We start from the raw sequence: 26,700 nt of genomic DNA, 5'->3' as shown, positions 1-26,700 counted from the left end.
GGGGAGGGCGCTATTTAACGCGCCTCGCGGCTGATCGACACGCTTTTCACCTGCGCATACAACCATTGACCCGGTCGGATCGCCAACTCATCACGCGCCCACGGCGTAATACGCGCCCACAGCACGCTCTCTCCCACCGCCAGTTTCACCTCCACCTGCCCATCCACGTCCAGGCACGCGCTCACCTTGGCCGGCAGTACGTTGCGGATACTGCTGTTGACCGGCGGCTGCAGCACCAATGAAACGTCGGCGGCGTTAATTCGGATGCGCAGTTGAGCGCCCAACGCGGCATCGACTCCGCTGACCCACAGGCGTTGGTCGCCCAACGCCAGGGCCGTCATGGCGTAGCGCGCATGATGTTCAATTACGCTAACGCGCAGCACGCTGCTTTGATCTTCACGCTGCAACCATGGCCGCAGTGCGCTGCTGGCCCACACTTCTTCCAGCCCGCCGAATGCCCTTACCTGACCGTTATCCAGCACCATCACCTGCTCGGCCAAACGCAGAATTTCATCCATGCTGTGGCTGACATAAAGGATCGGCGTATTGACGTCCTGAGCCAACCGCTCCAGATACGGCAGCAGTTCGCGCTTGCGCGGCAGGTCCAGCGACGCCAGAGGTTCATCCATCAGCAGCAACTCCGGCGCGGTCAATAAAGCGCGACCAATCGCCACCCGCTGTTTTTCACCGCCGGACAGCGTCAACGGCAGGCGGTTGAGCAAGGGTCCGATACCCAGCAATTCAACAATGTTGTCGAACTGAGCACGCATACTGGTCGCCATACCGTATTGCAAGTTGCCACGTACCCGATAATGCGGGAACAGGCGCGCGTCCTGAAACACGTAGCCAATCCGCCGCTTCTCCGGTGGCAGGCACAGGCCGCTGGCGGTATCCACCAGCGTACGGCCATTGAGCACAATGCGGCCTTGCTGCAGGCGCGTCAGGCCGCCAATGGCATTGATTAAGGAAGTTTTACCCGCACCCGACAGGCCAAAAATCGCGGTGATGCCCTGCGCGGGCAGATCGGCGCGCACGTTAAGGTTTAAATCCCCAAGGCGTTGGGAGAAATCCAGCTCCAGCATTTACACGCCCATCCGTTTACGACCCCAGCGGGCCAGCCACTCGGAAACCATCAGTGAAAGCAGTGACAGCACTATGGCAATCACGCACAGGCGCGCGGCGGCGGCTTCAGCCCCCGGCGTTTCAATCAGGGTATACATCGCCAGCGGTATGGTGCGCGTCTCGCCGGGAATGTTGGAAACAAAGGTAATGGTGGCGCCGAACTCGCCCAGAGAACGGGCAAAGGCCAATACCACACCGACAATCACGCCGGGCAGCGACAGCGGCAGCGTGATGGTGAAAAACACCCGCCACGGGTTGGCCCCCAGGGTGCGGGCAGCCTGCTCCAGCCGGGTATCCACCGCCTCCAGCGCCAACCGGATGGCGCGCACCATCAGCGGGAACGCCACCACGGCAGAAGCCAGCGCCGCACCGCGCCAGCTAAAGCTGAAACTGAAGCCAAACCAGTCATACAGCCATTCGCCAATCACGCCGCGCCGCCCCATGGCGATCAGCAATAAATAGCCGACCACCACCGGTGGTAGTACCAGCGGCAGGTGAATAATACTGTCCAGCAGCGATTTACCCGGGAAGCGGCAGCGTACCAGTACCCAGGCCATCAGAATGCCAAAGGGTAAACTGCACACCACCGCCAGGGCGGACACTTTCAGGCTCAGTTCAACGGCCTGCCACTCGTAATCACTCAGGATCATTTACGCGGGGAGAATCCATAATGTTTGAAAATAGCAGCCGCTTCCGGGCTCTTCAGGTAGCTGTAGAACGCGCTGACGGCCGGGGTTTGATGACCTTTCACAATCGCCATCGGGTATTCCACCGGTTTGTGGCTGTCTTCCGGGAAGATGGCCACCACGCTGACTTTATCACTGGCTACCGCGTCTGAACCATAAACAATGCCCAATGGCGCTTCGCCACGTTCTACCAGTGCCATGGCGCTGCGTACGTTGTTGGCCCGGGCCAACTTAGGTTCCAGCGCGGTCCAGGCTCCGAGATTCTGCAGCGCTTCCTTGGCATAAATGCCGGCAGGCACGTGATCCGGATCACCCACCGACAGGCGGCCGCCATTGAGCAGTTTTGCCCAGTCGGTTTGCTTGTCGAGCGTGATTTTAGCCGGTTTGGCGTCTTTTGCCGCGATCAGCACCAGTTCGTTGCCCAACAGGGTATAACGGGTGTCTTTGACCATTTGCTGTTTGTCGATGGCGTAATCCATCCACTGCTGATCGGCAGAGATAAACAGATCGGCCGGGGCGCCCTGCTCAATCTGGCGCGCCAGCGTGGAAGAGGAGGCGAATGAGGAAACCACCTGCACATCCTTGCCTTTCTGGTATTGGGTCGCGATATCCTGCAGTGCGTTAGTCAGCGAGGCGGCCGCAAAAACGGTAATTTTATCCGCTGCCGATGCCTGCATAACCATACCGGATGCCAATACGATACCGCCGACCCACTTAGTCCATTGCTGTTTCATTGTTTTCTCCGCAAGTTAACGTGCATTATCACTCTTCGTTATATAAAAAATAATATAACGTCGCGCAGAAGCTTGTCATGCGGTTTATCGGCAGGGTGTGAGATATCTTGATATACCCGTCATACTTCAAGCTGCTTGGGTGTTGGCTCTCCTCGTTCACCCCGGTCACTTACCAGAGTAAGCTCCTGGGGATTCACTGCGTTGCCGCCTACAAGTCACTCGAATTATTTAGGGCATATATCTACCTGCCGAACGACGCCGGCAGGCTTTGAAATGGGGATGGGTAACGATCAGTGCTGGGTACGATTTTCTTTCGAACGGCCCACTTTGGAGAAAATGTTGAACACTTCCGCCAAACCGTAGATCAGGCCGAGGATGATGGCCATCACAACCGGAACCATGACCACAGCGAACAGCAAACTTTTCAATAAATCCAACATGGTAGCCTCACTTAACTGCCCATTGAGCGGTAATGAACACCGCCACGTAAATTCTAGTTTAAACCAAAAAACCGACTAAAACGGGGTTATTTTAAAGACTGGGCGGAATTTGTAACCGGCCAAACGTGCCATTTGTGCTCCGGTGGCGTCTATCGACCTGCGGCGAACGCTATTGAACAGGGTAATAGATCAGCGGCGCGGCATAATCGCTAACCGCCGCCAGCCTGGCCTCTACCCCATAAACCCTGTCTATCGTCTCCGATGTCAGCACCTGCTGCGGGGGGCCGAACGCGTGTAAACCGCCCTGCTTTAACAACATCAGCCGGTCACAGTAGCAGGCCGCCAAATTCAGATCGTGCAGCGAAACCACTACGCTGATGCCCAGCCGCCGCAATAACGCCATAAACTGCTGCTGATGGGCAATATCAAGATGGTTGGCAGGCTCATCCAATAACAGCCATGGCGTTTGTTGCGCCAGCGCGCGTGCCAGATGAACGCGTTGCTGTTCCCCGCCGGACAGCTGATGCCATTCACGCTCGGCCAGGTGCGAAATGCCGACCTGCTCCATCGCCTGGCCGGCAATGCGATAATCTACCGCGCTGAATCCTGCCCAGCGGCTGGCGTAAACCAGACGCCCGAGCAACACCACGTCTTTCACCGCAATGGCAAAGGCGCCGGGCCCGGACTGTTCGAGGAAAGTCATGCATTTGGCTCGTTCGCGCCCTTTCATTGAGGCGATATCGGTTTGCTGCAAATACACCCGGCCACGGCTGGGGGGAATCAATCCCGCCAGTAACTTGAGCAGCGTAGATTTTCCGCTGCCGTTGACGCCGAGCACGCCGGTAATTTCACCGGGCCGGGCGTGAAAACTGAGGTTATTCAGCACCACTCTTTCTGCCGTTGACCACCCCAACCCTTCGGCACGCAGCCCCGATAACCGGCTTTCAATGTTCATGCGTTTATTTTCCGATACAGCAGGGCGAGAAATACCGGGACACCCAACAACGCGGTCAAGACACCCACCGGCAGTTCACGCGGTTCAAACAAGGTTCTGGCCAGGGTGTCCGCCGCGACGGCAAACAACGCGCCGCACAGCGCGCTGGCCGGCAACAGCAACCGGTGACGCGGCCCGACCAGCAGTCTGGCGACGTGCGGCACCGTCAGCCCAATAAACCCCACCGCGCCGCTGAATGCGACGATAACGGCCGTCAGCGCCATGGTAATGCCGTACAGCAGCAGCTTCAGCGGCGCCACCGCCACTCCCAACGACGCCGCGGTCAGGCCGCCGAATGCCAGTGCGTCCAGCTCGCCCGCTTTCATCCAGCAAACCGCCAGTGCCGCCGCCAGCAGCAGAGCGCAAAGCCCCACCTGCGACCAGCGGGCGTCACTGAAGGATCCCAATAGCCAGAACATCACGCCACGCGTGGCGTTAGCGTCCGCTTGCCACAGGGTAATCAGCGAGGTCAGTGCCGAAAGCAGTTGCGTGACCGCGACCCCCGCCAAAATAAACAGCGATGACTCGGCGTTCAAGGAACGCCCGGCGAGCAGTAAAACCAGAGCAAAGGCCCCGGCCGCACCGATAAATGCTCCGCCAGACACCGACAACAGGCCGCCGCCGAGCCCCAACACCAGCACCAGAACAGCACCCACGCCTGCCCCGGAAGAGATCCCCAGCACCCAGGGATCGGCCAACGGGTTGCGTGTCAGCGACTGCAGGACGGTGCCGGCCAGGGCCAGACCGGCCCCCGCCACCGCGGCCAACAGCGCCCTCGGCATTCTCAATGACCAGATTATCCGTTGATAAATCTCGCTACCGTCCTCGGCGTTAGCGGCGCCAGGGGCAGACAAAATACGCCACGCGTCATGCAGCGATATTGGCGCCGGTCCGTACAACGAGGCAGCGAGCAAAAATAGCGGCAACGCCAGCGCCAGCATGCACAACCAACCGCCTGAACGCCTGGGCCCCCGACGTACCGATCCGTCCATACTATTTCCAGCCTGCAATCACGTAGTCATCCAACAACTGCCAGACCGGCCCTACTTCGGTAAACCCCGCCTGCGTCAGGCTGGCCAGTTGGAAATCTAATGCCGTCGCCGGAGGGACAGGACGCCCGGCGAACAGCTTTTCCCGCTGTTGCCGATATTGCGCCAGCTCCGGCAGCTGCTGCACCTTGTCAAACCACTGCTCCCAGTCTTCGACACCGTTGCGCCAGGCCTGTTGCTGCGTCTGGTTATCGTGCAGTTCAGCCAACGTTTTAACGCGTGGCTGCCGATGGTCATAGCGCTGGTGGTCAGCATTCAAAAATACGCCCCCCGTGGGCAGCCGTTCGGCGATGTTGCGATACAGCACCGTCAGCTGTTCCGGCATTAACCAGTGCAGCGCCGTGCTGGAAACCACCGCGTCAGGCGTTGCCCCCTCGAGCGATGAGAAACACTCAGGATCGGCGAGATCGGCCTGAAGAATGCGGATCCTGTCGCCATATTCCGCCAGGGCACCGCGGGCGATAGCCAACAGTAACGGATCGAGATCCATCGCCGTCACTTTGGCCTGCGGGAAACGCTGAAGGATGCGCAGGCTTAGCGAACCCGGCCCACAAGCCAGATCTAGTACGTGAAAATCCTCGCCGACCGAAAGCGCTAACACCTCGAGTTGAGCATTAAAACGCGCTTCTCGCTCGGCGATGTAAGCCCCTTGTTGCTGATCCCACGAGGTCAACAGTGAGGAGAATGAAAGAGAAGACATATCAGGGTTCCTTTTTAAGAATGGATGATCCTAGGCCCTGTTGATGCAGGCCCTGAATTAAACGTTGCAAGGCTGCCAGGGTACGTACCGAGGGATCCAGGTCGTAGCCGGGCAAAATGACATAGCGTTTTTGGCGCACGGCGCGCAGGGTTGAGGTCAGGGGGTGATGCTCCAGAAAATGGATCTTATCTTTGGCACTGTCGCCGAGGCCGCCACGGGGTAAATCGCCCAGCACAATCACGTCGGGATCGCGGGCGGCAATGGTTTCCCAGGATACGGTGGGCCAAAGCTCGGACATATCCCCAAACAGATTTTGACTGCCAATCTGACGGGTCAACAGTGCAGGTGCGCCGCAGCACCCCGCCACATAAGGGGTTTGCGTACCGGCATACCACCAAAGTAGCCGCTGTTGGGGCAAGGACACCGCCTGACGCTCCAGTTCCCGCAGTTGTGACTGCTGCTTTTTAATTAAGCGCTCAGCCACGCCGGTGACGTGAAAAATTCGGGCAATTTCACGCAGTTCGGCAAAAATACCCTCGAAGCTCGCCGAGCGGCTTACGGTACTTTGTTGGCCACTGCAGACGTCAGGCGAGAGATAGGTAGCGATTCCCCACTCCGTCAGCCGATCGCGGCTGGGCGTTTCCGGGCTGTTAAACCAGTAGTAACTGGCCGAATAGACCAAATCCGGATTGAGCAACAGCAAAGGTTCCGCCGCCGGCGGTGCGGCGGCCGACAGCTGGCTCAGGGCTTTGCCCCGCGTCGTCGGAGACGGAGCCGTATCCCGTGCATAGTCATAACCGATAATGCCGACGATGCGCTGCGCCAGTCCCAGCGCCAGCAGGTTTTCCAACGCGGGGTTGGCGTAAACCAGCACCCGCTCAGGCGCCGTGGGGTAGCGGTACGCCTGGTCACAGTTATTGAGGGTGACAGCACCGGCCTGTGCCAGCGCATGAAACGACAGGCCCAGCGCCACCAGCAGGCAGATTATCGGCTGCATAACAGGATCAGAACCTCACCGAAATAAAGCTTTCATAGGTGCGTGATGGCGCGATCAGCACCTGATCCGGGTAAGTACGTTGATAGGCATACAGCTGGTTGGTGACGTTTCTGATACGCACGCCCACCCCCACGGTCCGGGTGATCTGATAGTCCGTCGCCAGATCGAGCGTGGTGTAGGACGGCATTTTACGCTGGTTGGCGTCGTCGTTATAACTGCTGCCCACGTAGCGCAGCGATGAGGTGAGCCCCCACTGTTCCGTCGGCATATAACGTGCCGTAAGGTTGGCGGTCCAGTCAGGGATGTAGGCCGGACGATTACCGTTATAGCTACGTAACGGGCTGCCGCCGCGGTACTCATCATAACGGGCGTGGGTGTAGGCCGCATTGGCGGCCAGCTCCCAGCGATCGCTGGGGCGCAACATCAGGCTTAATTCCACGCCGCGCGAGGTCTGCCGGCCAACGGCATTTAGCGTATCCGGCTGCTGCGCATTGGGCACAAACAGGTTGTCCTTGCGCAGTTCGTACAACGCCAGCGTGGCCTCTCCCTTGTTATCCCAAAACTGCCCCTTGGCGCCGACTTCCCATTGGCGTACCCGGGTGAGCGGCAGACCGGTTTGCGCCGGACTTAAAAAGAACAGGTCGTTGCCCGGCTCCTTGCCGGTAGTGTAGTTGGCGTAAATATTGATGTTATCGGTCAAGGCATAGCTGGGGCCAAGGCTCCAGACGCTGAAGGCGTAGGTTTGCGCGGAGCGCTCTTCTTGCGGGCCCTGAAAATGCCAATCCATATCCATATGGTTGTAGCGCAACTGCCCCAGCAGGGTTAAACGTTCAGTCAGGCTGAAGCGGTCTTCCAGAAAGGCAGCGTACTGGTTTTGCGTAACGTGGCGAACCGGAGAACGTTGGCTAGCGGTGCCCTGTGAAAAACTTTCTCTGATCGGTGCCTGCAGCGGAACCTCTTCGGAACCGGGGAAGCCGTTGGAGTAGTACTGAAAGCGACGTTTACTCAGATCAAGGCCGACAATAAACCGGTTATCGAAGCCGCCCAACGGCCGGTCGAACACCAGTGAACTGCGGTTGCCGATCAGGTCGTCATCGTGGGCCAGCGCCCCGAACGAATCGCGATTGACATAGCCGGGCTGGGTGGCCGCCGAGATGCGAAAGCGTTCCACATTGCGCCATTCGCGAAAGCCGCTGTAATAGTAGAACTGGTTATGCAGCTCAATTTCAGGCGTGGTGAACCAATCCAGGCTGGCCTGAAACGACGTGGCGTTGCTCTGGATACGGCTGTCGGTCAGGTTGTTGTAGTTGATATCGCGCAGTTCGCGGGCGATGTTCCCTTCCACCAGCGGCGTGCCGTAGTAAGGGTTGTTGGTGCGATTGAGCATGCGATCCAGGCTTAACGTCAGCAGGGCATTATCAGACAGTTTAAACAGCAGCGTGCCGGATACCCGTTTCTGTTTGTCACGCTCATATTGCACATTGGTGCCGCTGTCGCTGCCGCTGACGTCCAGACGATAAGCTGCCACGTCGTCGACTAACGTCCCTCCCGCTCCCAGGTGCAGGCGCTGGCTGTTATAACTCGACAGGCCATAGTCGAACTCGATGGGCTGGCGGCTGAAGGTCGGCTGGCGCGAAAGCAGATTGACGCTGCCGCCGGCGGCGCTCAGGCCATTGAGCACCGATCCGGGGCCGCGCAACACTTCTACACTGCCGTAATGGGAAGGATCCGCTAGCTGAAGGGTGCTGCCCGGCGTTTCGACGCCGTTATACAGCCAGGACACCGGCCTGAAACCGCGAAGTGAAAAGTTATTGCTGAGCGTGGGGGAAGCCACGCCGGACATGCCGGGAGCTCGCTCGACAACGGCGGCGAGCGATTTATCACCCCGCTGCTGGATAGCCTGTGCGCTGATAACATCAATACTGCGTGGGGTTTCCAGATTGGTCAGCCCCAGGCGCGAAGCCGACTGGGTGACGACCTCCAACGAGCCATAGGTGCTCTGGGGCTGGCTGGATGCCTGCACGGTTAAGCTGTCTTCGCAACGTGATGACTTTTCGGTTTTGTCGCAAGCGCCGACGGCCAGCGCGGCGTTCGGCAGGCTTAACAGCAAAGCGGTAATCAGGTAATAAGGTGGTTTTTTGGGCGTGACGAAACCCAGACGTGCAGCACTCATTTACAGCATCCCTTTGGTGAAATAAAAACCCGCCGTGGCCGGCATCAATCATTATATTTTTTGTTATGTTATAACATTTCAATTATTGAAGGCCAGTTTTTATTGTTACCGAGCCCTGACTGTAGCCGACGCATCCTTTGGCGCTTTGCGGCTAAATCGGCGACAATAAGGCTTTTGCAGCCGACAGGACGCGTTATGCAGGCCGAAATTCTTCTTACCCTAAAACTTCAGCAGAAGCTGTTCGCCGACCCGCGCCGCATCGCGCTGCTTAAACAGGTCCGGCACACCGGTTCCATCAGCCAGGGCGCCAAACTGGCGGGCATCAGCTATAAAAGTGCCTGGGACGCGATTAACGAAATGAACCAGTTGGCGGAGCAGACGGTGGTGGAACGTGCCACCGGCGGCAAAGGCGGTGGCGGTGCGCAGGTGACTCGCTATGGTGAGAGGTTGATCCAGCTTTACGATCTGCTGGGGCAGATCCAACAAAAAGCCTTCGACGTGCTGCAACAGGACGAGTTGCCGCTCGATAGCCTGTTAGCGGCAATCTCGCGTTTCTCGCTGCAAACCAGTGCCCGCAACCAGTTCTTTGGCACCGTGATCGAACGCGATCACCAGCAGGTGCAGCAGCATCTGGATATTCTGCTTAACGACGGCAAAACCCGTCTCAGCGCGGCCATCACCCAACAGAGCGCCGATCGGCTGCAGCTCTCCCCCGGCAAGGAAGTGCTGGCGCTGATTAAAGCCCCCTGGGTGAAACTGAATACCGATCCGGCCCTGGTCGGGGCAGCGGACAACGCATTAGCGGGCGTGGTCGCCAGCATTCAACCGGGTGCCGATCACAGCGAGGTGCTGGTCACGCTGACGGGCGGTGAAACCCTGTGCGCCACCGTGGCCAACCCAGAGCTACAGCAGCTTAAACTGCGCACCGGCAGCCAGGTTCACGCCTTGTTTAACGCCGATCGGGTGATTGTCGCCACGTTGTGCTAAACGCAACGTAACGTTGCATTTTTGCCGATTGACATCGCTCCGCAATGCGCCTATTTCTAAACAAAATAATTGCATAAAAAGGAACAGGTGATGTCGTCGTTGCACATTTCGCAAGGTTCATTTCGCTTAAGCGATACCCGTACCCTGACGCTGGAAGCGCTGGAGATTCAGGCCGGCGACAGCTGGGCCTTTGTCGGCGCCAACGGCAGCGGCAAATCCGCCCTGGCACGCGCGCTGGCCGATGAACTGGTGTTGCTCAACGGCGAGCGCCGCAGCGATTTCAAGCATGCGGTACGCATCTCCTTCGAACAGTTGCAAAAGCTGGTCAGCGACGAATGGCAACGTAACAATACCGACCTGCTTAGCCCAGGCGAGGAAGATACCGGACGCACCGCAGCGGAAATCATTCAGGAAGAGGTCAAAGACCCCACGCGCTGCGCGCAGCTGGCGGAGCAGTTCGGCATTACCCCGCTGTTGTCACGTCGCTTTAAATACCTTTCTACCGGCGAAACGCGCAAAACCCTGCTGTGCCGGGCGCTGATGCCACAACCCGATTTACTGATCCTGGATGAACCCTTCGACGGGCTGGACGTGAATTCACGCGCTCAGTTGGCTGCGCTGTTGAATGACCTCTCCGGGCATGGCTATACCCTGGTGCTGGTGCTCAATCGCTTTGACGAAGTGCCGGACTTTATCCGTAACGTGGGCGTGCTGGCCGATTGCACCCTGGCAAGCCAGGGGACGCGCCGGCAGGTGATGGCGGAAGCGCTGGTAGCGCAACTGGCGCACAGCGAGAATCTGGATGGCCTGGCGCTGCCGGAAACCGAAGATCCGGCGCAGAAAACCACGCTGCCGGCGGATCAACCGTTAATTATCCTGCGCGACGGGAGGGTCAGTTACAACGATCGACCTATTCTCAATCACCTCGACTGGCAGGTTAATCCCGGCGAACACTGGCAGATCGTCGGCCCGAACGGTGCCGGTAAATCGACGCTGCTCAGCCTGATCACCGGCGATCACCCTCAGGGGTACAGTAACGATCTTACCCTGTTCGGCCGGCGGCGCGGCAGCGGGGAAACCATCTGGGATATCAAACGCCATATCGGCTACGTCAGCAGCAGTCTGCATCTGGATTACCGCGTCAGCGCCAGCGTGCGCAACGTGATCCTGTCCGGTTTTTTCGATTCGATCGGCATTTACCAGGCGGTATCCGATCGCCAACGGCAATTGGCTGACCAATGGCTGGCGTTGCTGGGGCTGGGCGGTGCAAACGGCGAGGCCCCCTTCCACAGCCTTTCCTGGGGCCAGCAACGGTTAGCGCTGATCGCCCGCGCACTGGTCAAACACCCGGCGCTGTTGATCCTCGACGAACCGCTGCAGGGGCTGGATCCGCTCAATCGCCAGTTGGTCCGTCGCTTTGTCGACGTATTGATCGGCCAGGGATCGACCCAACTGCTGTTTGTCTCCCACCATGCGGAAGACGCGCCGCAAAGTATTACCCACCGCCTGAGCTTTGTCCCTGATGGAGACGGCTACCGTTATCAGTTGGATACGCTGATCTGAAATCCTCGATAATCCGCGCGGATGGGTAGCCCCGCTACTCATCCGATGACATATCCGGCAACACTTCCTCTGCAACACATCACATTTGGCCTTTTATCATAAGGAGTAAAGGATCCGCTTCTGGAGACACCATGTCCGCCGCACTGATTATTATCGATCTTATCGACGATCTGATTGGCCCCAAAGGGCGTGCGAATCATTGCCGTGAGCAGGTGTTGGCACTAAACCTGATTGCCAACACCAACGCCGCCGCGGCTTACGCCCGGGTACGTAAAATTCCTGTGATTTGGGTGCGCGTCGGTTTTGCCGACGATTATCACGACATTCCCGCTCACTCTCCGCTGTTCAGCCACCTGAAACAGATTGGCGCACTGCGTCTGAGCAGCCCCGGCTGCCAATGGGATAAGGATTTGCAGGTGCTGCCAACGGATATTCAGTTCGAAAAGCACGGCGTTGGCGCCTTTGCCGGTAACAATTTGTTAGCCTGGCTGCAGCAGCATCGCTGCCATCATTTGCTGCTAGGCGGGGTCAGTACCCCACTGGCGATCGAAAGCACCGCAAGACAGGCGCACGACGCCGGTTTTCAGGTGACCGTCTTGCAGGACTTATGCGCCGCACCGACGCAGGAAATCCACCAGCAGAGTCTGGATATCCTGCAGAACCTGGCGGAAATCACCCGTTCGCAAGCCTGGATGAAGGGTTAACAGCACTATTTCACCCACTGCACCGACCTTTATCGTCATTTCGCTGTGCTACTATCCGGCATAGTGCCCAACTCACCGATCATTCGCACACCGATAAAGCAATGATTGCCTTCGGTAATGGGTACCGTGTGCATATTTTAAAGGGACATAGTTATGTGGGGCGTACTGGCTTCTTCGTTATTCTTTTTGCCATTTAACCGGCTTATTGCCTGGTTGATTCTGGCCGCATCGGCGGGGATGGGCATGTACCACGCGGTACTCACCCCGCTCAGCCTGACTTGCTTATTAGGCATTGCCGCCCTCGCAGGGCTGCGACACCATTTTCGGACACGGCGTAATCTGGCTGTCCCACTTGAAGTGTTAGTGGTTTTAAGCTGTGTGGCGCTATTCCTGCACCTGGTGCCGGGGATCAATAACCAATTGATGATCGACGGCGATAAAGCAGGCCCGTTAAGCGCACCCTTCACCATGTATTACAACTTTGACAAGGCGATAGTGCCCTTCCTGTTGTTCGCCTGTCTGCCAACGTTGTTTAAACGCGATAAACCTGAAAAAAGCGTAGGTACATCGGCCTGGACGGCGCTGATTATCAGCGTTCCGGCCTTGCTGTTGCTGGCGGTGGCGCTTGGCGGCCTGAAGATTGAGCTGCATACCCCAGCCTGGATCCTGCCGTTTATCATGGCCAACCTGTTCTTTGTCTGCATGGCTGAAGAAGCGCTGTTCCGCGGTTATCTGCAGCAACGGCTGAGCCAATGGTTGGGGGCTTGGCCGGCATTGATCATTGCCGCGCTGATTTTTGGCGCCGCGCATCTGGCCGGTGGCATGCTGATGGTCATTTTCGCCACGCTTGCCGGGTTGATTTACGGCCTGGCATGGATGTGGAGTGGCCGCTTGTGGGTGCCGATTTTATTCCACTTCGGACTTAATCTGACCCATCTGCTGCTGTTCACTTACCCGCTGTACCAGCATTCCTGATCGCCATAACCGGCAGGTGAACGCCTGCCGGTTACCAGTGTGAAAACGCTATCACTCCCAGCCCGACACCAACTTTTTCAGCTTTCCCCCTCCTACACTGCCAGCGGTTTTCTCACTTGCATCACGCAGTGTAAACGATTCCATTTTTCGCTCTGGATCACCTTTTTCCCCCGTGGGACGTGCTATCTTTTTGCTCATAGTTATCCATTTGTATGAGTCAAGGGTAGGTTAGCGGCAGATGAAAGCGATTACACCGCGCCGCATCGCCCGAGAAAAAGGAACCACCATGACGGATTTTAACCCCGTAGATCATCCCCATCGCCGCTACAACCCGCTGACCGGCCAATGGGTATTGGTCTCGCCACACCGTGCCAAACGGCCGTGGCAAGGCCAACAGGAGTCCACACAGCAGGAAACGTTGCCGCAGCACGATCCCGACTGTTTCCTCTGCCCGGGCAACACCCGTGTTACCGGCGATAAAAACCCGAACTATCAGGACACCTACGTATTCACCAACGACTTTGCCGCGCTGATGACGGATACCCCGCTGGCACCGGAAAGTCAGGATCCGCTGATGCGCTGCCAGAGCGCCCGTGGCACCAGCCGGGTGATTTGTTTCTCGCCCGATCACAGCAAGACCCTGCCGGAATTGCCGCTGCAAGCGCTGGAACGAGTGATTGCCACCTGGCAGGAACAGACCGCCGATCTGGGACGCAGCTATCCGTGGGTGCAGGTTTTTGAAAACAAAGGCGCCGCGATGGGCTGCTCTAATCCGCATCCGCATGGACAGGTTTGGGCCAACAGCTTCTTGCCGAACGAAGTCGAGCATGAGGACCGGCTGCAACGCGAGTATTTCCAACGGCACCACTCCGCGATGTTGACGGATTACGTCCAGCGCGAACAGGCTGACGGCAGCCGTACGGTGGTGGAAACCGAACACTGGCTGGCCGTGGTGCCCTACTGGGCGGCCTGGCCGTTTGAAACGCTGCTGTTGCCGAAGAGTTCCGTGCAGCGCATTACCGATCTCAGCGCCGAACAGAGCCGTGACCTGGCCGTGGCGCTGAAAAAACTGACCAGCCGTTACGACAACCTGTTCCAGTGCTCCTTCCCCTACTCCATGGGCTGGCACGGCGCCCCGTTTAACGACGCAGATAACCGCCATTGGCAACTACACGCCCACTTCTATCCGCCGCTGCTGCGTTCTGCCACGGTGCGTAAATTTATGGTGGGTTACGAGATGCTGGCAGAAACCCAGCGCGATTTGACTGCAGAACAGGCCGCAGAACGTCTGCGTGCCGTTAGCGATGTTCATTACCGTGAAGCCGGAGCCCAACAATGAGTTTAAAGAAGCTTACCCACACCCTTTTTACCGAACGTTTTGGCTACGCGCCCGCACTGACTATCCAGGCCCCGGGCCGGGTGAACTTGATCGGCGAGCATACCGACTATAACGACGGTTTTGTGCTGCCGTGCGCCATCGATTACCAGACGGTGATCGCCTGCGCCAAACGCGACGACCGTCAGATCCGGGTGATCGCCGCCGATTACGACGCCGAGCAGGATCTGTTTTCGCTCGATGAACCGATCGTCAGCCATCCAACCCAACGCTGGTCCGATTACGTACGCGGCGTGATCAAACACCTGCAGCAACGCAACAGCGATTTTGGCGGTGCGGACCTGGTGATTTCCGGTAATGTGCCGCAAGGTGCCGGCCTCAGTTCTTCCGCCTCTTTGGAAGTCGCCGTTGGTCAGGCCATGCAGGCACTGTATGCTCTGCCGCTGGATGGCGTAGCGCTGGCCCTCAATGGGCAAGAAGCAGAGAATCAGTTTGTCGGCTGTAACTGCGGGATTATGGATCAACTGATTTCCGCGCTCGGCGAACGGGATCATGCTTTGCTGATCGACTGCCGAACGCTGGAAACCCGCGCAGTATCGGTGCCGGAAGATATCGCGGTGGTGATCATCAATTCCAATGTGAAACGCGGTCTGGTAGACAGCGAATACAACACCCGCCGCAAGCAGTGTGAGGAAGCCGCGCGCTTCTTCGGTGTCAAAGCGCTGCGCGATGTCAGCCCGGATCTGTTTTTCCCGATCCAGCATGAGCTGGATCCGATCGTCGCCAAACGAGCGCGTCATGTGATCAGCGAAAACGATCGTACACTGGCTGCTGCCGATGCGCTGGCCGCTGGTGATATGAAGCTGATGGGCAAACTGATGGCGGAGTCGCACGCCTCGATGCGCGATGATTTTGAAATTACCGTGCCGCCGATCGACCGGCTGGTGGAGATCGTCAAAGCCGTTATCGGCGACAGCGGCGGCGTGCGCATGACCGGCGGCGGTTTTGGCGGCTGCATCGTGGCGCTGATGCCACAGGCGCTGGTCGAGCCGGTCCGCGAGGCAGTAGCACGCGAATACCCGCAGCAGACCCATGGGCTGAAAGAAACCTTTTACGTCTGTAAGGCGTCAGAGGGGGCCGGCAGATGCTGAGCGACAGTCAAACGTTGGCCCCTGACGGCCAGCCCTACCAATTGACCCAGTTGAAAAACGCTGGCGGAATGACGGTAACGCTGATGGATTGGGGCGCCACTTGGCTCTCCGCAGTATTGCCGCTGAAATCGGGCAAAACGCGCGAGTTGCTGCTGGGGTGTCGTACCCCAGCGGACTACCTGAATCAAGCGGCCTACCTGGGCGCTACCGTCGGGCGCTACGCCAACCGCATCGCGCACGCCAGCCTGCAGATTGATGGCAAACCGCATCCGCTGGTCGCCAATCAGGGAGAACACCAGCTGCACGGTGGGCCAGAGGGATTTAATGCCCGCCGCTGGCGCATTACCCAACAGGATCAGCAGCAGGTGAGCTACGCCTTGCATTCGCCAGACGGTGACCAGGGTTTTCCCGGCAATCTCGACGTTCAGGTCAACTATCGACTCACTGCCGACAATAGACTGGAAATCAGCTATCAGGCGCGGACCGACAGCGCCTGCCCGGTCAATTTAACCAACCACGCCTACTTCAACCTCGACGGGGCCGGAACCGACGCCCGCCATCAGCGGCTACAGCTGTTTGCCGACCGCTATCTGCCGGTCGACAGCGAAGGCATCCCCTGTGCCGATCTAACCCCGGTGGCAGACAGCGGCATGGACTTCCGCCAACCAAAAACGCTGCTGCAGGATTTTTTGAGCGATCGCTGTCAACAGCGGGTAAAAGGCTACGATCATGCCTTTTTGCTGCATCGTACCTGTGGCGCATTGGACTGCCCGGCGGCCCATCTTTGGTCGGCTGATGGCCAGGTACAAATGAGCGTCTTCACCAGTGCGCCGGCGTTGCAGCTCTACAGCGGCAACTATCTGGGCGGAACCCCGGCACGCGAAGGCGGCAGCTATGCCAATTACGCCGGCGTGGCGCTGGAAAGCGAGTTTTTGCCAGACAGCCCGAACCACCCGGAATGGCCGCAGCCCAACTGTTGGCTGCAGCCGGGGCAACAATACCTGAGCGCCACCCATTATCAGTTTTATCCTATCTGACCCGCTACGCCCCTTGCCACGCGGCGAGGGGCCGTTTGTTATAAATGCTTACCTTTTTACCCCGCTGCCGCGCCGAGGGCTGCCTTTCCTTATTCCAAAGCGCGCACTAGAATCAGGCTACGGTGATAAGCACAACACCTTGTGCAACGTCACAATTTTCGGCCACCCCGGCCGGCCAATAGCTGAAGGAACACCTATGCGTCTGATTACTGCACTTCCATTACTGGCGGGTTTACTGCTGAGCACCAATCTGATGGCTGCCGAGACCGCAGCAAAAACGCCATCACCGGCACAGGCCGCGCAGCAGAAACGCATGACCGATTGTAATCAACAGGCCACCAGCAAAACGCTGAAAGGCGCGGATCGCTCTACCTTCATGAGCACCTGCCTGAAATCCGAAGGCACCGCTGCGACCAAAACGCTGACTCCGCAGCAGCAGAAAATGAAAACCTGTAACGCCGACGCCAAGACCAAAAGCCTGAAGGGTGACGAGCGTAAAACCTTTATGAGCAATTGCCTGAAAAAAGCAGCCTGATTGCCCTTCCCCACGGCACGGCTGAATCCCCTTTCGCCGTGCCGCACTCCCTGTCTGCACCAGCCTGATCGATTCAGCTTTTCCTCAGAACAGCACTTACTTTGCGGCAAGAAATTGGCTATGGTTAAACACTATCGATTGCCGAGCCCCCGGCCGCGGCAATATAATGATTTTCGTTATCATTGAAATGTCAGATTATTAAGGAGTTAAGCTATGGCTGTAACTAAGCTGGTTCTGGTGCGTCACGGCGAAAGCCAGTGGAACAACGAAAACCGCTTCACCGGTTGGTATGATGTTGATTTGTCCGACAAAGGCCGCACCGAAGCGAAAGCAGCAGGCAAACTGTTGAAAGACGAAGGTTTCTCTTTTGACTTTGCTTACACCTCCGTACTGAAGCGCGCTATCCACACCCTGTGGAACATTCTGGACGAACTGGATCAGGCCTGGCTGCCGACTGAGAAATCCTGGAAACTGAACGAACGCCACTACGGCGCGCTGCAGGGTCTGAACAAGGCTGAAACCGCAGAAAAATACGGTGACGAGCAGGTTAAGCAATGGCGTCGCGGCTTCGCCGTTACTCCACCAGAGCTGACCAAAGATGACGAACGTTACCCGGGCCACGATCCGCGTTATTCCGCGCTGACCGAGAAAGAGCTGCCGCTGACCGAGAGTCTGGCGCTGACCATCGATCGCGTGATCCCTTACTGGGACGAAGAAATTCTGCCACGCATCAAAAGCGGCGAGCGCGTTATCGTTGCTGCACACGGCAACTCCCTGCGTGCGCTGGTGAAATACCTGGATAACCTGAGCGAAGACGAGATCCTCGAGCTGAACATCCCAACCGGCGTGCCGTTGGTGTATGAATTTGACGAGAACTTCAAGCCAATCAAACGTTACTACCTGGGTAATGCCGACGAGATCGCTGCTAAAGCGGCCGCCGTGGCAAACCAGGGTAAAGCGAAGTAATTTTCGCCGCATGATCTAAAAAGCCCCCGGTTTTGGCCGGGGGCTTTTTTATTGGAACCAGGCAGGTTTATCAGCCGCGGCGCGCTTTCACCGCTGTTGCCAACTCGCGCAGCACGGTTTCGGTGTCTTCCCAACCGATGCAGGCATCGGTGACGCTCTTGCCATAAACCAGCGGATCGCCGCTTTCCAGGTTTTGGTTGCCCTCCACCAGATGGCTTTCAATCATCACGCCCATAATCGCCTTTTCGCCGCCGGCAATCTGCTTGCAAACGTCAGCATTCACTTCCAGCTGCTTTTTGAATTGCTTGCTGCTGTTGGCATGGCTGAAATCGATCATCACCTGCGCCGGCAGACCCGCTTTGACCAGGCCTTCTTTGACTTCTTTCACATGCGCCGCGCTGTAGTTCGGCTCTTTGCCGCCGCGCAGAATAATGTGGCAATCGCCGTTACCGCTGGTGTTCACAATGGCTGAATGGCCCCATTTGGTCACCGACAGGAAACAGTGCGGTGCGCTGGCAGCATTGATGGCGTCAATAGCAACCTTGATGGTGCCGTCGGTACCGTTCTTGAAGCCAACCGGGCAAGACAGGCCGGAAGAGAGCTCGCGATGCACCTGAGATTCAGTGGTACGTGCGCCGATCGCGCCCCAGCTCATCAGATCTGCCAGATACTGCGGGGTGATCATGTCGAGGAATTCGCCCGCCGCCGGCAAACCGGTATCGTTAATATCCAGCAGCAGCTTACGGGCCAGACGCAGACCGTCGTTGATCTGGAAGCTGTTATCCATTTGCGGATCGTTGATCAATCCTTTCCAGCCCACGGTGGTACGCGGCTTTTCAAAATAAACCCGCATCACCACTTCCAGCTCGCCGCTCAGTTCCTGACGCAGCGACAGCAGGCGACCGGCATACTCTTTCGCCGCTTTGGTATCGTGGATTGAACAAGGGCCAATCACCACCAGCAGGCGATCGTCACTACCGCGAAGGATCTGATGAATGGCACTGCGTGCCTTTGACACCGTCTCTGCTGCACGTTCAGTAGCCGGAAACTTCTCTAACAGGGCCACCGGTGGCAGGAGTTCCTTAATTTCTTTAATGCGTAAATCGTCGTTTTGGTAATTCATAACTTTTCCATTCGGTATCGAGAGGCGGTATTTCGCAGAGCATAGATCCAACCAATTTAGCCTGTGCGGATAACGCTGTAAATCACCTTTGCCACCTGCCGAATGAACCTCTAAATTAACAGTGGATTGTGCTGTTTCATCAGGGGAGCGCAGTGGCTCCTTTTTCGTTATGCTAACGGCCAGGATACTGTTACTCGAGCCAAGCCATGCCCTCTTTGTTATTAGTTGATGACCACCCGGTGGTTCATGTCGCACTGGAAGCGGCGCTAATCAAGTCATCCCGCCTCTATCACCTGCAGGCGGTGCAAGACGATGTTCAGGCAATGGCCCAATTGGCCACGGCCGACTTTGCGCTGGTGATCCTCGATATCGGTCTGCCGCAGGTGGACGGTTTGCAATTATTGAAAAAAATCCGCCGCCACTATCCGCAGCAACCGATCCTGATCTATACCGCACAGGAAGAAGATATCTACGCCCGTATGGCCTATTCGGCCGGCGCCAACGGATTTGTGCACAAGGGCAGCCGTCTCGAAGAGCTGGTGCTGGCGATTGAAACCGTACTGGATGGAAGCTTGAGCTTTCCCGCCACCGCCATGACCGAGGAGGCGCTACCGGCAGAAGGTACACTGCTGACGCCAAAAGAACTGCAGGTGCTCGGGCTGCTCAGCAAAGGCTTGTCCAATCTGCAAATCGCCGAGATGCTGAACATCAGCAACAAAACCGTCAGTACCCACAAGAAGAATATTCTGCGTAAGACCGGCGCCAGTAATCTGTTGGAGCTGGTGGCGGTGTTTAAAGAGCTGGCGCCATGATGCGTGCGCTTTTGCTGCTGGTAACGATGTTGCTGTGCGTCGGCAGTCTGGCGCACGCGGCGCAGCCGGTACGTTATCAATTGGTCAGCAACCTGAATATCCCGCCCGACCTGCTGATCGCCAGCGAGAAAAATCCCTGGCGCGACGCGACGCTGCGCATCGGTATCATCAGTGAAAATACCAGCCCTTATAACATTATTGTGGATGACGACCTGTACGGTCTGAATGCCGACTACCTGGGCTATGTTCAACAGGTCACCGGCATCCACTTTCAGATCTACGGCTTCTCCGATCTGGCGAAACTTGAGCAAGCGTTGCATGACGGGACTGTCGATCTGGTGTACGGCATTCCACAAAACGAAGCGCTACACGGCCTGAAAATTTCTCAGCCTTATTACGTCAGTAACCTGCGCGTACTGCGCGATCGCAGCAATGATCGCAAAGTGATGCTCAATTCCGCCAATGCCCGGGTGGCGATCAGCACCCTGACCGATATGCAGGCCGGCAATGCGCTAAAGACGGTGTCGTCCCACGTACAACGCTATGACAACAACCTTCAGGCGGTGTATGCCCTGCTCAATGGCAGCAGCGACTACTTTATTGCCGATGAAGCCAGCGCCAGCTTTATTATCGACCAGCTGCAGCTTGGCCAGCTTTATCAGATCGAAAGTACCCTCAACCTTGGTAACCTGTCGTTCGTATTTGCCGCCGCCAACCCGGCGCTGATCGAGACCCTCAACGTGGCCATCGCCGACACCCCGATGGAGTTGATGAATGCCATCCAAAGCCGCTGGAGTAAAAAGATCCCCAGCTATCTCGATACCGGCAACGCCGATCTGACGCAGATGGAGAAAAGCTGGGTGAAGACTCACCCCACCGTCTATTACGCCGCCATCGAGAATAACTTCCCCTTCGCTTACCGCGGTTCCGGTGGGCAAGCGCGCGGTTATGCCATCGACATTTTGAATATCATTGCGCAAAACACCGGATTGCGCTTTGTTCCGCTGTGGGCGCGCAATGCCGAACAGGCCGATCAACTGGTGCAATCCGGCCAGGCCAGCTTTCGCACCGCGTTACCATTGGCGCGTGGAGTTAAAGCGCGCTACAGCGCAAGTATGCCCATCCACCGTTCGCTGTGGGGGGTGTATGTTGGCCAACACGACAACGGGATTTCCACCTGGAGCGATCTGGCCGGTAAACGCATTGGCGTACTGCAGGGCGATCTGGCACAAGGCCTGGTGCCCGCCAACGAAGAACAGATCCGTTTTGCCGACAGTAAGGCCATGTATGACGCTCTGGCTAACGGCCAGTTGGATGCGCTGGTGGATAACGTGATTTCGGCAAACTTTGTCGCTTTGTCTCGTTACTCCGGGGCGATAAAGTTGGCGTTCGCCGCCAATAATATTGCCTACCCGGTAGCGTTCGGCGTGCGGCAGGATCAGCCATTACTGTTGGCTATCCTCGATAAAAACCTGATGCAGATCCCGTCGGAAACGCTGCAATCACTGCGCGATGAGTGGATTGTCGATCGTAGCAACCTGATTGACGCCGTGAATGAAAACCGTATGCAGCCGCAAACCACCTGGCTGCTGGCGCTGCTGGCTGCGGCGATCCTGTTGCTGTTGGGGCTGACCCTGCGCCGGTTTATCCTGCAGAGACGGGATAAGCGCGAACGGGAAGTGCTTGAACAGGCTCGTCGGCATGCGGAAGCCGAAAACCGAATGAAGAGTAAATTCCTGGCTACCGTCAGCCATGAATTGCGTACTCCGATGCACGCCATTCTTGGTCTGTTGGAGCTGGAGCTGAAACGTCAGCCAACGCCCGAGGGGCTGCCGGTGATCTACAGCTCGGCATCATCGTTGCTCAACCTGCTCAATGACTTGCAAGATCATGCCCGACTGGCCACCGGCTCGTTAACCTTAGCGCCCAAGGCCGTAGCCCTGCACCCTTGGGTGGCCCACATTAGCGCCCTGTACCGACCGCTGATTGGCGAACGCCCGGTGACGCTAAACGTGAGTGCGGCCGACAACCTGCCCGCAGCCGTTCTTATTGATGGTGAGCGTTTACTTCAGGTCGCTAACAATCTGATAAATAATGCGATTAAGTTCACACCGCGCGGCAGTATTCAGGTCAGCATCGGCTGGCGTGAGCAGTCTGCACAGCAGGGAGAACTGTCGCTGACGGTGACCGACAGTGGGTGTGGCATCGCCGCCGATGAGATTGGCAAACTGTTTCAGCCGTTTTACCGCGCGCGCGGTGCGCAGCGAGTATCCGTGCAGGGAACCGGATTAGGGCTGTCTATTTGCAAGGAAATTATCGAACAAATGGGCGGACGGATTGAGTTGCACTCGCGTCTCGGCGTCGGCACTGAGGTTTCCCTGTCGGTACCGGTCACCGAGGTTGCTCTTGACTCGGCGACACAGCAAACCGATAAGCCGCTCAACCTGCCGCCGCCGAGTTTGCGCGTGGCGCTGATTGACGATCACCCCACCAATCTCCTGCTGATGGAACGACAGTTGCGCCACTTCGGTCTGCAGCCGACGCTGTTCGAGCAGGGTTATCCGCTGCTGAAAGCCCATCGTCGGCAGCCGTTTGATCTGCTGTTCATTGATTACAATATGCCGCGCCCGGATGGCCTGACGCTGGCGAGGCTGATACGCCGCGACGAGCAGCGCCATCGACGCCCGGCTTGCCAAATTATCCTCTGCTCGGCGGACGTGCAGGAATTTACCCGTATCCCGCCGGAGCTGGTGGCCATAGATCGCTTTTTAACCAAGCCCATCTCGCTGGACGCACTCGCTCAAGCGTTGCCACAGCAACCCCAGGCGCTGGAGCAGCAGTTAGTCCTTACTGACATTCAGCAGTCCCTGGCCGATATGGCCGATAATGACCGACCGATGATCCAGCGTTTGGCGACAACACTGCTGACAACCCTGCAGCAAGACCGACAACGGCTCGCGCTAGCAGCACAAAGCGAGGACTGGCTACAGCTTGGGCAAGCCGCGCATCGCATTAAGGGTAGCCTGTTGATGTTGCAACTGCCGGCAGCGGCCAGCCTGTGCCAACAATTGGTGGAAAGCGGTCGTGAAGGAACATTGCTTCAGGACGCCTATACTGAACTAAGTACGTTAGTGGAACAGATACTGATAGAACTGGATGATCTGGTCAGCGCTAACGAGTCGTATATTGCTATGCATCATAAGGATGAATAATGTCGGATAGCCCGCACGTACACCTACCGAAAGACAGTAATAGTAAACGCCTACTGACCGCTTTTTTAGTCACTGCGGTATTCATGATCGCCGAAGTGATCGGTGGGTTAATTTCAGGGTCCCTGGCGCTGCTGGCCGATGCCGGCCATATGCTCACCGATGCGGCGGCGCTGCTGGTGGCATTGATGGCGGTGCACTTCTCGCAGCGTAAGCCCAATGCACGCCATACCTTCGGTTATCTGCGCTTGACGACGCTGGCGGCTTTCCTCAACGCCGCCGCGCTGTTGGTGATCGTGGTATTCATACTGTGGGAGGCGATACGGCGTTTCTTCGAACCACAGCCGGTGATGGGTACCCCAATGCTGATTATCGCCATAGCGGGGTTGCTGGCTAACCTGTTCGCCTTCTGGCTGTTGCACCGCGGCAGCGAAGAGAAGAACATCAACGTGCGGGCCGCGGCATTGCACGTATTGGGGGATTTACTGGGGTCGGTGGGTGCCATTGCCGCGGCGATTGTGATCTTGACCACCGGCTGGACGCCGATCGACCCGATATTGTCGGTACTGGTATCCTGCCTGGTGATACGCAGTGCCTGGCGGCTGCTGAAGGAGAGCTTCCACGAACTGCTGGAAGGTACGCCACAGGAAGTGGATATCGCCAAACTGCAAAAAGACCTGTGCCTGAATATTCCGGAAGTACGCAATATCCACCACGTCCACGTCTGGCAGATTGGTGAACAGAAGCTGATGACGCTGCATGCGCAGGTGATACCGCCGAATGACCATGATGGCTTGCTGCGCCGCATTCAGGGCTATCTGTTGGAACACTACCGGATTGGCCACGTGACCATTCAAATGGAATACCAGCATTGTGATACGCCCGACTGCGGAATTAATCGGGCTCCCGAGCCGAGTGACCACTCACATTCCGGCTCGCATTCCCATCTGGGGCATCATCATTAAAACAAACGGGGCGCCTTATAGGGCGCCCCGGCGATATTTTAGGGTGCGGAAGACAAAGGCCGCGATTGGTTGTTGCCGGCGCTTTTGACCCACAGCCAGGAACCGTTCAGCGCAATCAGCGTCAGGATCACGTATTCCAGCGCCATGGCGTAAACGCCCTGATAGGCAAAAATCGCCACGCTAATCACGTCAATCACCACCCACAGCAACCAGTTTTCCACGTACTTGCGCGTCATCAGAATCATCGCGACGATCGACAGCACCATCATCGCCGAATCCCAGAACGGGAAGGCGTCCGGTTGCAGCTCAGGCATTTGCACACTGAGGCCCAAGCCCTGCATTACCGTCACCGCAACCTGCGTCAACCAGGCGAAAACGCGGTCGATATTAAAGGTCATCAGTGCAATACCGATCACGCATACCGCCGCCCAGCCCAATGCCTTCGGCAGCGGTAACCAACGAATCTTCAGCTCGGCCTGATTATCCTGCGTCTGGCGACTCCAGGCGTACCAGCCGTAGATATTGGCAACAAAGAAGAACAGCTGCAGCAGCAGGCTGGCGTAAAGCTGGATTTGGAAGAAAATCACCGCGAACAGCGTGACGTTAATCAGGCCGAACAGGTAATTGATGATTTTCTCTTTGCTGGCATACCAGATACACAACAAACCGAACAGGGTGCCGATCGCCTCAATCCATGACAGATCATAACCCCCTGCGCCCAGCGGGATATGCACCAAGATATTGCTGGTACTGAAAAAGCTCATTTTATTACCCTTATTAAACGGTTAAGCGTTCCCTTTTACCTGCATTTTTAATTGGGCAGCAAAATCCAACATCCGGTTCAGCGGGATTAACGCCTTTTGACGTAACGCCGCATCCACGTGGATCTCATGCAGTGCACCGCCCTGCTCCAGCCCGTCGGCAATCGCCTTCAGGCCGTTCATCGCCATCCATGGGCAGTGCGCACAGCTGCGACAGGTGGCGCCTTCACCGGCGGTCGGCGCTTCAAAAAGCTCCTTGTCCGGGCAGGCCTGTTGCATCTTATAAAAAATACCGCGATCGGTGGCGACAATCAGCTGCGGATTAGGCAAAGTTTTCGCCGCCTGTATCAATTGGCTGGTTGAGCCTACCGCATCGGCCAGGCCAACCACCGCCTGTGGCGACTCAGGGTGCACCAGTATCGCCGCGTCAGGGTATAAGGCCTTCATGCGCATCAGTGCCTGGGTTTTAAACTCGTCATGGACGATACAGGCCCCCTGCCAACACAATACGTCGGCGCCCGTCTGCTTTTGCACGTAGTTGCCCAGGTGACGGTCCGGGGCCCAGATGATTTTCTCGCCCAGGCTGTCGAGGTGCTCAATCAGTTCAACGGCGATACTGGAGGTAACTACCCAGTCCGCGCGAGCTTTTACCGCCGCCGAGGTATTAGCGTAGACCACCACGGTGCGATCGGGGTGGCTGTCGCAAAATGCATGGAATTCTTCTTCCGGACAGCCAAGATCCAGCGAGCACTCTGCGTGCAGCGTCGGCATTAGCACCTGTTTTTCCGGGCTGAGGATTTTGGCGGTTTCGCCCATAAAGCGCACGCCGGCGACCAATAAGGTCGAAGCCGGGTGATTACTGCCAAAGCGCGCCATTTCCAGCGAGTCCGCCACACAGCCGCCGGTTTCCTCCGCCAGCGCCTGGATCTCAGGATCGGTATAGTAATGGGCCACCATCACCGCATTGCGCTGCTTGAGCAGGGTTTTAATCTTCTCACGATAAAACGCCTTCTGCGCGACGTCTAACGGCACGGGTTTGGGCGGGAACGGGTACACCGCCGCATTAACATCAAACATTTCACTCATCGCTGCAATCTCTGTGCTAGGCTGGGTGTCTGCTGCCCGGGTATTACCCATCGCAACCCCCCTTCGTTTTATATACTAAACAAAATACCTAAAATTGAGCGAAAAGTCCGCTGATATTTTCAATATCACGCCGATGAAGTTTAATGGATTGAATTTTTGATCAAAGAGAGAGATCTGCAGGGGGAAAGTGCTTTCGTGATAGAGAGAATGGAGTGCGCATGCCAACAAAAATGGCGGAAGGTGGATGTACCGGAGATTTTCACGAATCTGAACGCAGCTTCTCACCTGCACGATTCGTGCTATATGCCAATTCAGAGTTTTTAATAAGGGGGGTATTTCTTTAAGAATGGTGGGTCGTGCAGGATTATTCGGCCTTTGGCCTCACCCTGCGGGCCAGCGCAAGCGCTGTTCAAAATTGACAGGCAATTTTGTCGAACCTGAACGCAGCTTCTCACCTGCACGATTCGTGCTATATGCCAATTCAGAGTTTTTAATAAGGGGGGGTATTTCTTTAAGAATGGTGGGTCGTGCAGGATTCGAACCTGCGACCAATTGATTAAAAGTCAACTGCTCTACCAACTGAGCTAACGACCCA

At 57.1% G+C, this 26,700-nt stretch carries 24 protein-coding genes, 1 tRNA gene and 1 other RNA gene; 12 read left to right on the top strand and 14 right to left on the bottom strand.

Going from position 1 to position 26,700, the window contains the following annotated elements; all coding sequences use genetic code 11:
• Positions 1–14: 14 nt before the first annotated feature.
• The 9 genes from modC to AC1RKG_RS03830 form a co-directional block, all read right to left on the bottom strand.
• Entirely contained in the window at positions 15–1,082 is a 1,068-nt protein-coding gene (modC, locus tag AC1RKG_RS03870) for a molybdenum ABC transporter ATP-binding protein ModC (RefSeq protein WP_493182100.1), read from the bottom strand.
• Positions 1,083–1,772 carry a molybdate ABC transporter permease subunit gene (gene modB / locus AC1RKG_RS03865; protein ID WP_259216588.1) on the bottom strand — a complete coding sequence of 230 codons (690 nt, stop codon included), beginning with the start codon at positions 1,770–1,772 and terminating at the stop codon, positions 1,083–1,085.
• Positions 1,769–2,542 carry a molybdate ABC transporter substrate-binding protein gene (gene modA / locus AC1RKG_RS03860; RefSeq protein WP_020825708.1) on the bottom strand — a complete coding sequence of 258 codons (774 nt, stop codon included), beginning with the start codon at positions 2,540–2,542 and terminating at the stop codon, positions 1,769–1,771. The genes modB and modA overlap by 4 nt, the downstream gene beginning before the upstream one ends.
• A 290-nt stretch (positions 2,543–2,832) precedes the next feature.
• On the bottom strand, positions 2,833–2,982 hold the full coding sequence (locus tag AC1RKG_RS03855; RefSeq protein ID WP_020825707.1) for an AcrZ family multidrug efflux pump-associated protein: 150 nt from the start codon (positions 2,980–2,982) through the stop codon (positions 2,833–2,835).
• Positions 2,983–3,151: 169 nt separating this feature from the next.
• Entirely contained in the window at positions 3,152–3,937 is a 786-nt protein-coding gene (locus AC1RKG_RS03850; RefSeq protein WP_116690990.1) for an ABC transporter ATP-binding protein, read from the bottom strand.
• On the bottom strand, positions 3,934–4,968 hold the full coding sequence (locus AC1RKG_RS03845; RefSeq protein WP_261103584.1) for a FecCD family ABC transporter permease: 1,035 nt from the start codon (positions 4,966–4,968) through the stop codon (positions 3,934–3,936). The genes AC1RKG_RS03850 and AC1RKG_RS03845 overlap by 4 nt, the downstream gene beginning before the upstream one ends.
• 1 nt (position 4,969) lies before the next feature.
• Positions 4,970–5,725 carry a class I SAM-dependent methyltransferase gene (locus AC1RKG_RS03840; RefSeq protein ID WP_046374248.1) on the bottom strand — a complete coding sequence of 252 codons (756 nt, stop codon included), beginning with the start codon at positions 5,723–5,725 and terminating at the stop codon, positions 4,970–4,972.
• Between the two features lies 1 nt (position 5,726).
• Positions 5,727–6,722 (bottom strand): ABC transporter substrate-binding protein, encoded by a 996-nt coding sequence (locus AC1RKG_RS03835; protein ID WP_493182096.1) that lies wholly within the window; start codon positions 6,720–6,722, stop codon positions 5,727–5,729.
• A gap of 7 nt (positions 6,723–6,729) precedes the next feature.
• A complete protein-coding gene (locus AC1RKG_RS03830) occupies positions 6,730–8,895 on the bottom strand; it encodes a TonB-dependent receptor (protein WP_493182094.1) in 2,166 nt (721 codons plus the stop codon).
• A gap of 195 nt (positions 8,896–9,090) precedes the next feature.
• Here AC1RKG_RS03830 and modE point away from each other — a divergent pair, with 195 nt between their 5' ends.
• From modE to gpmA, 9 genes are all read left to right on the top strand, one after another.
• Positions 9,091–9,882 carry a molybdenum-dependent transcriptional regulator gene (gene modE / locus AC1RKG_RS03825; RefSeq protein ID WP_046374251.1) on the top strand — a complete coding sequence of 264 codons (792 nt, stop codon included), beginning with the start codon at positions 9,091–9,093 and terminating at the stop codon, positions 9,880–9,882.
• Positions 9,883–9,972: 90 nt separating this feature from the next.
• Positions 9,973–11,445: a molybdate ABC transporter ATP-binding protein ModF gene (gene modF / locus AC1RKG_RS03820; RefSeq protein ID WP_493182092.1), complete on the top strand. Its 1,473-nt coding sequence runs from the start codon at positions 9,973–9,975 to the stop codon at positions 11,443–11,445.
• A 131-nt stretch (positions 11,446–11,576) separates the two neighbouring features.
• Positions 11,577–12,149, top strand: coding sequence for a cysteine hydrolase family protein (locus AC1RKG_RS03815; RefSeq protein ID WP_020825699.1), 573 nt, complete (start codon positions 11,577–11,579; stop codon positions 12,147–12,149).
• A gap of 153 nt (positions 12,150–12,302) precedes the next feature.
• Entirely contained in the window at positions 12,303–13,124 is an 822-nt protein-coding gene (locus AC1RKG_RS03810; RefSeq protein ID WP_020825698.1) for a CPBP family intramembrane glutamic endopeptidase, read from the top strand.
• Positions 13,125–13,410: 286 nt separating this feature from the next.
• Positions 13,411–14,463 (top strand): galactose-1-phosphate uridylyltransferase, encoded by a 1,053-nt coding sequence (gene galT, locus AC1RKG_RS03805; RefSeq protein ID WP_020825697.1) that lies wholly within the window; start codon positions 13,411–13,413, stop codon positions 14,461–14,463.
• Entirely contained in the window at positions 14,460–15,611 is a 1,152-nt protein-coding gene (gene galK, locus AC1RKG_RS03800; RefSeq protein WP_493182090.1) for a galactokinase, read from the top strand. The genes galT and galK overlap by 4 nt, the downstream gene beginning before the upstream one ends.
• Positions 15,605–16,648, top strand: a complete 1,044-nt coding sequence (galM, locus tag AC1RKG_RS03795; protein WP_020825695.1) for a galactose-1-epimerase — start codon at positions 15,605–15,607, stop codon at positions 16,646–16,648. The genes galK and galM overlap by 7 nt, the downstream gene beginning before the upstream one ends.
• A 196-nt stretch (positions 16,649–16,844) precedes the next feature.
• Entirely contained in the window at positions 16,845–17,183 is a 339-nt protein-coding gene (locus AC1RKG_RS03790; protein ID WP_020825694.1) for a PsiF family protein, read from the top strand.
• 213 nt (positions 17,184–17,396) lie between these two features.
• A complete protein-coding gene (gene gpmA / locus AC1RKG_RS03785; RefSeq protein ID WP_004941818.1) occupies positions 17,397–18,149 on the top strand; it encodes a 2,3-diphosphoglycerate-dependent phosphoglycerate mutase in 753 nt (250 codons plus the stop codon).
• Between the two features lie 70 nt (positions 18,150–18,219).
• Here gpmA and aroG read toward each other — a convergent pair whose 3' ends face one another.
• A complete protein-coding gene (gene aroG / locus AC1RKG_RS03780) occupies positions 18,220–19,272 on the bottom strand; it encodes a 3-deoxy-7-phosphoheptulonate synthase AroG (RefSeq protein WP_020825692.1) in 1,053 nt (350 codons plus the stop codon).
• 206 nt (positions 19,273–19,478) lie between these two features.
• On the opposite strand from aroG, the gene AC1RKG_RS03775 reads away from it, so the two are divergent.
• The 3 genes from AC1RKG_RS03775 to zitB are packed head-to-tail and all read left to right on the top strand — an operon-like array spanning position 19,479 to position 24,258.
• Positions 19,479–20,084: a response regulator gene (locus tag AC1RKG_RS03775; RefSeq protein WP_142815729.1), complete on the top strand. Its 606-nt coding sequence runs from the start codon at positions 19,479–19,481 to the stop codon at positions 20,082–20,084.
• On the top strand, positions 20,081–23,296 hold the full coding sequence (locus AC1RKG_RS03770; RefSeq protein ID WP_493182087.1) for an ATP-binding protein: 3,216 nt from the start codon (positions 20,081–20,083) through the stop codon (positions 23,294–23,296). Before AC1RKG_RS03775 ends, AC1RKG_RS03770 begins: the two co-directional genes overlap by 4 nt.
• Complete coding sequence (gene zitB / locus AC1RKG_RS03765) at positions 23,296–24,258, top strand: CDF family zinc transporter ZitB (protein WP_046374259.1); 963 nt, start codon at positions 23,296–23,298, stop codon at positions 24,256–24,258. Before AC1RKG_RS03770 ends, zitB begins: the two co-directional genes overlap by 1 nt.
• A 38-nt stretch (positions 24,259–24,296) precedes the next feature.
• Here zitB and pnuC read toward each other — a convergent pair whose 3' ends face one another.
• The 4 genes from pnuC to AC1RKG_RS03745 form a co-directional block, all read right to left on the bottom strand.
• The gene (gene pnuC / locus AC1RKG_RS03760; protein ID WP_261156742.1) at positions 24,297–25,022 is read right to left on the bottom strand and encodes a nicotinamide riboside transporter PnuC; all 726 of its coding nucleotides are present in this window, start codon (positions 25,020–25,022) and stop codon (positions 24,297–24,299) included.
• Positions 25,023–25,043: 21 nt separating this feature from the next.
• Complete coding sequence (gene nadA, locus AC1RKG_RS03755) at positions 25,044–26,105, bottom strand: quinolinate synthase NadA (protein WP_493182085.1); 1,062 nt, start codon at positions 26,103–26,105, stop codon at positions 25,044–25,046.
• 347 nt (positions 26,106–26,452) lie between these two features.
• Positions 26,453–26,580: non-coding RNA, RtT sRNA (locus AC1RKG_RS03750), on the bottom strand.
• 43 nt (positions 26,581–26,623) lie between these two features.
• Positions 26,624–26,699: transfer RNA gene (locus AC1RKG_RS03745), tRNA-Lys, on the bottom strand.
• Between the last annotated feature and the right edge of the window lies 1 nt (position 26,700).

Source organism: Serratia sp. GW822-FHT06D09, assembly GCF_058799515.1.
The sequence above is the reverse complement of the archived record's forward strand: the minus strand, read 5'-3'. Positions and strand labels throughout refer to the sequence as shown.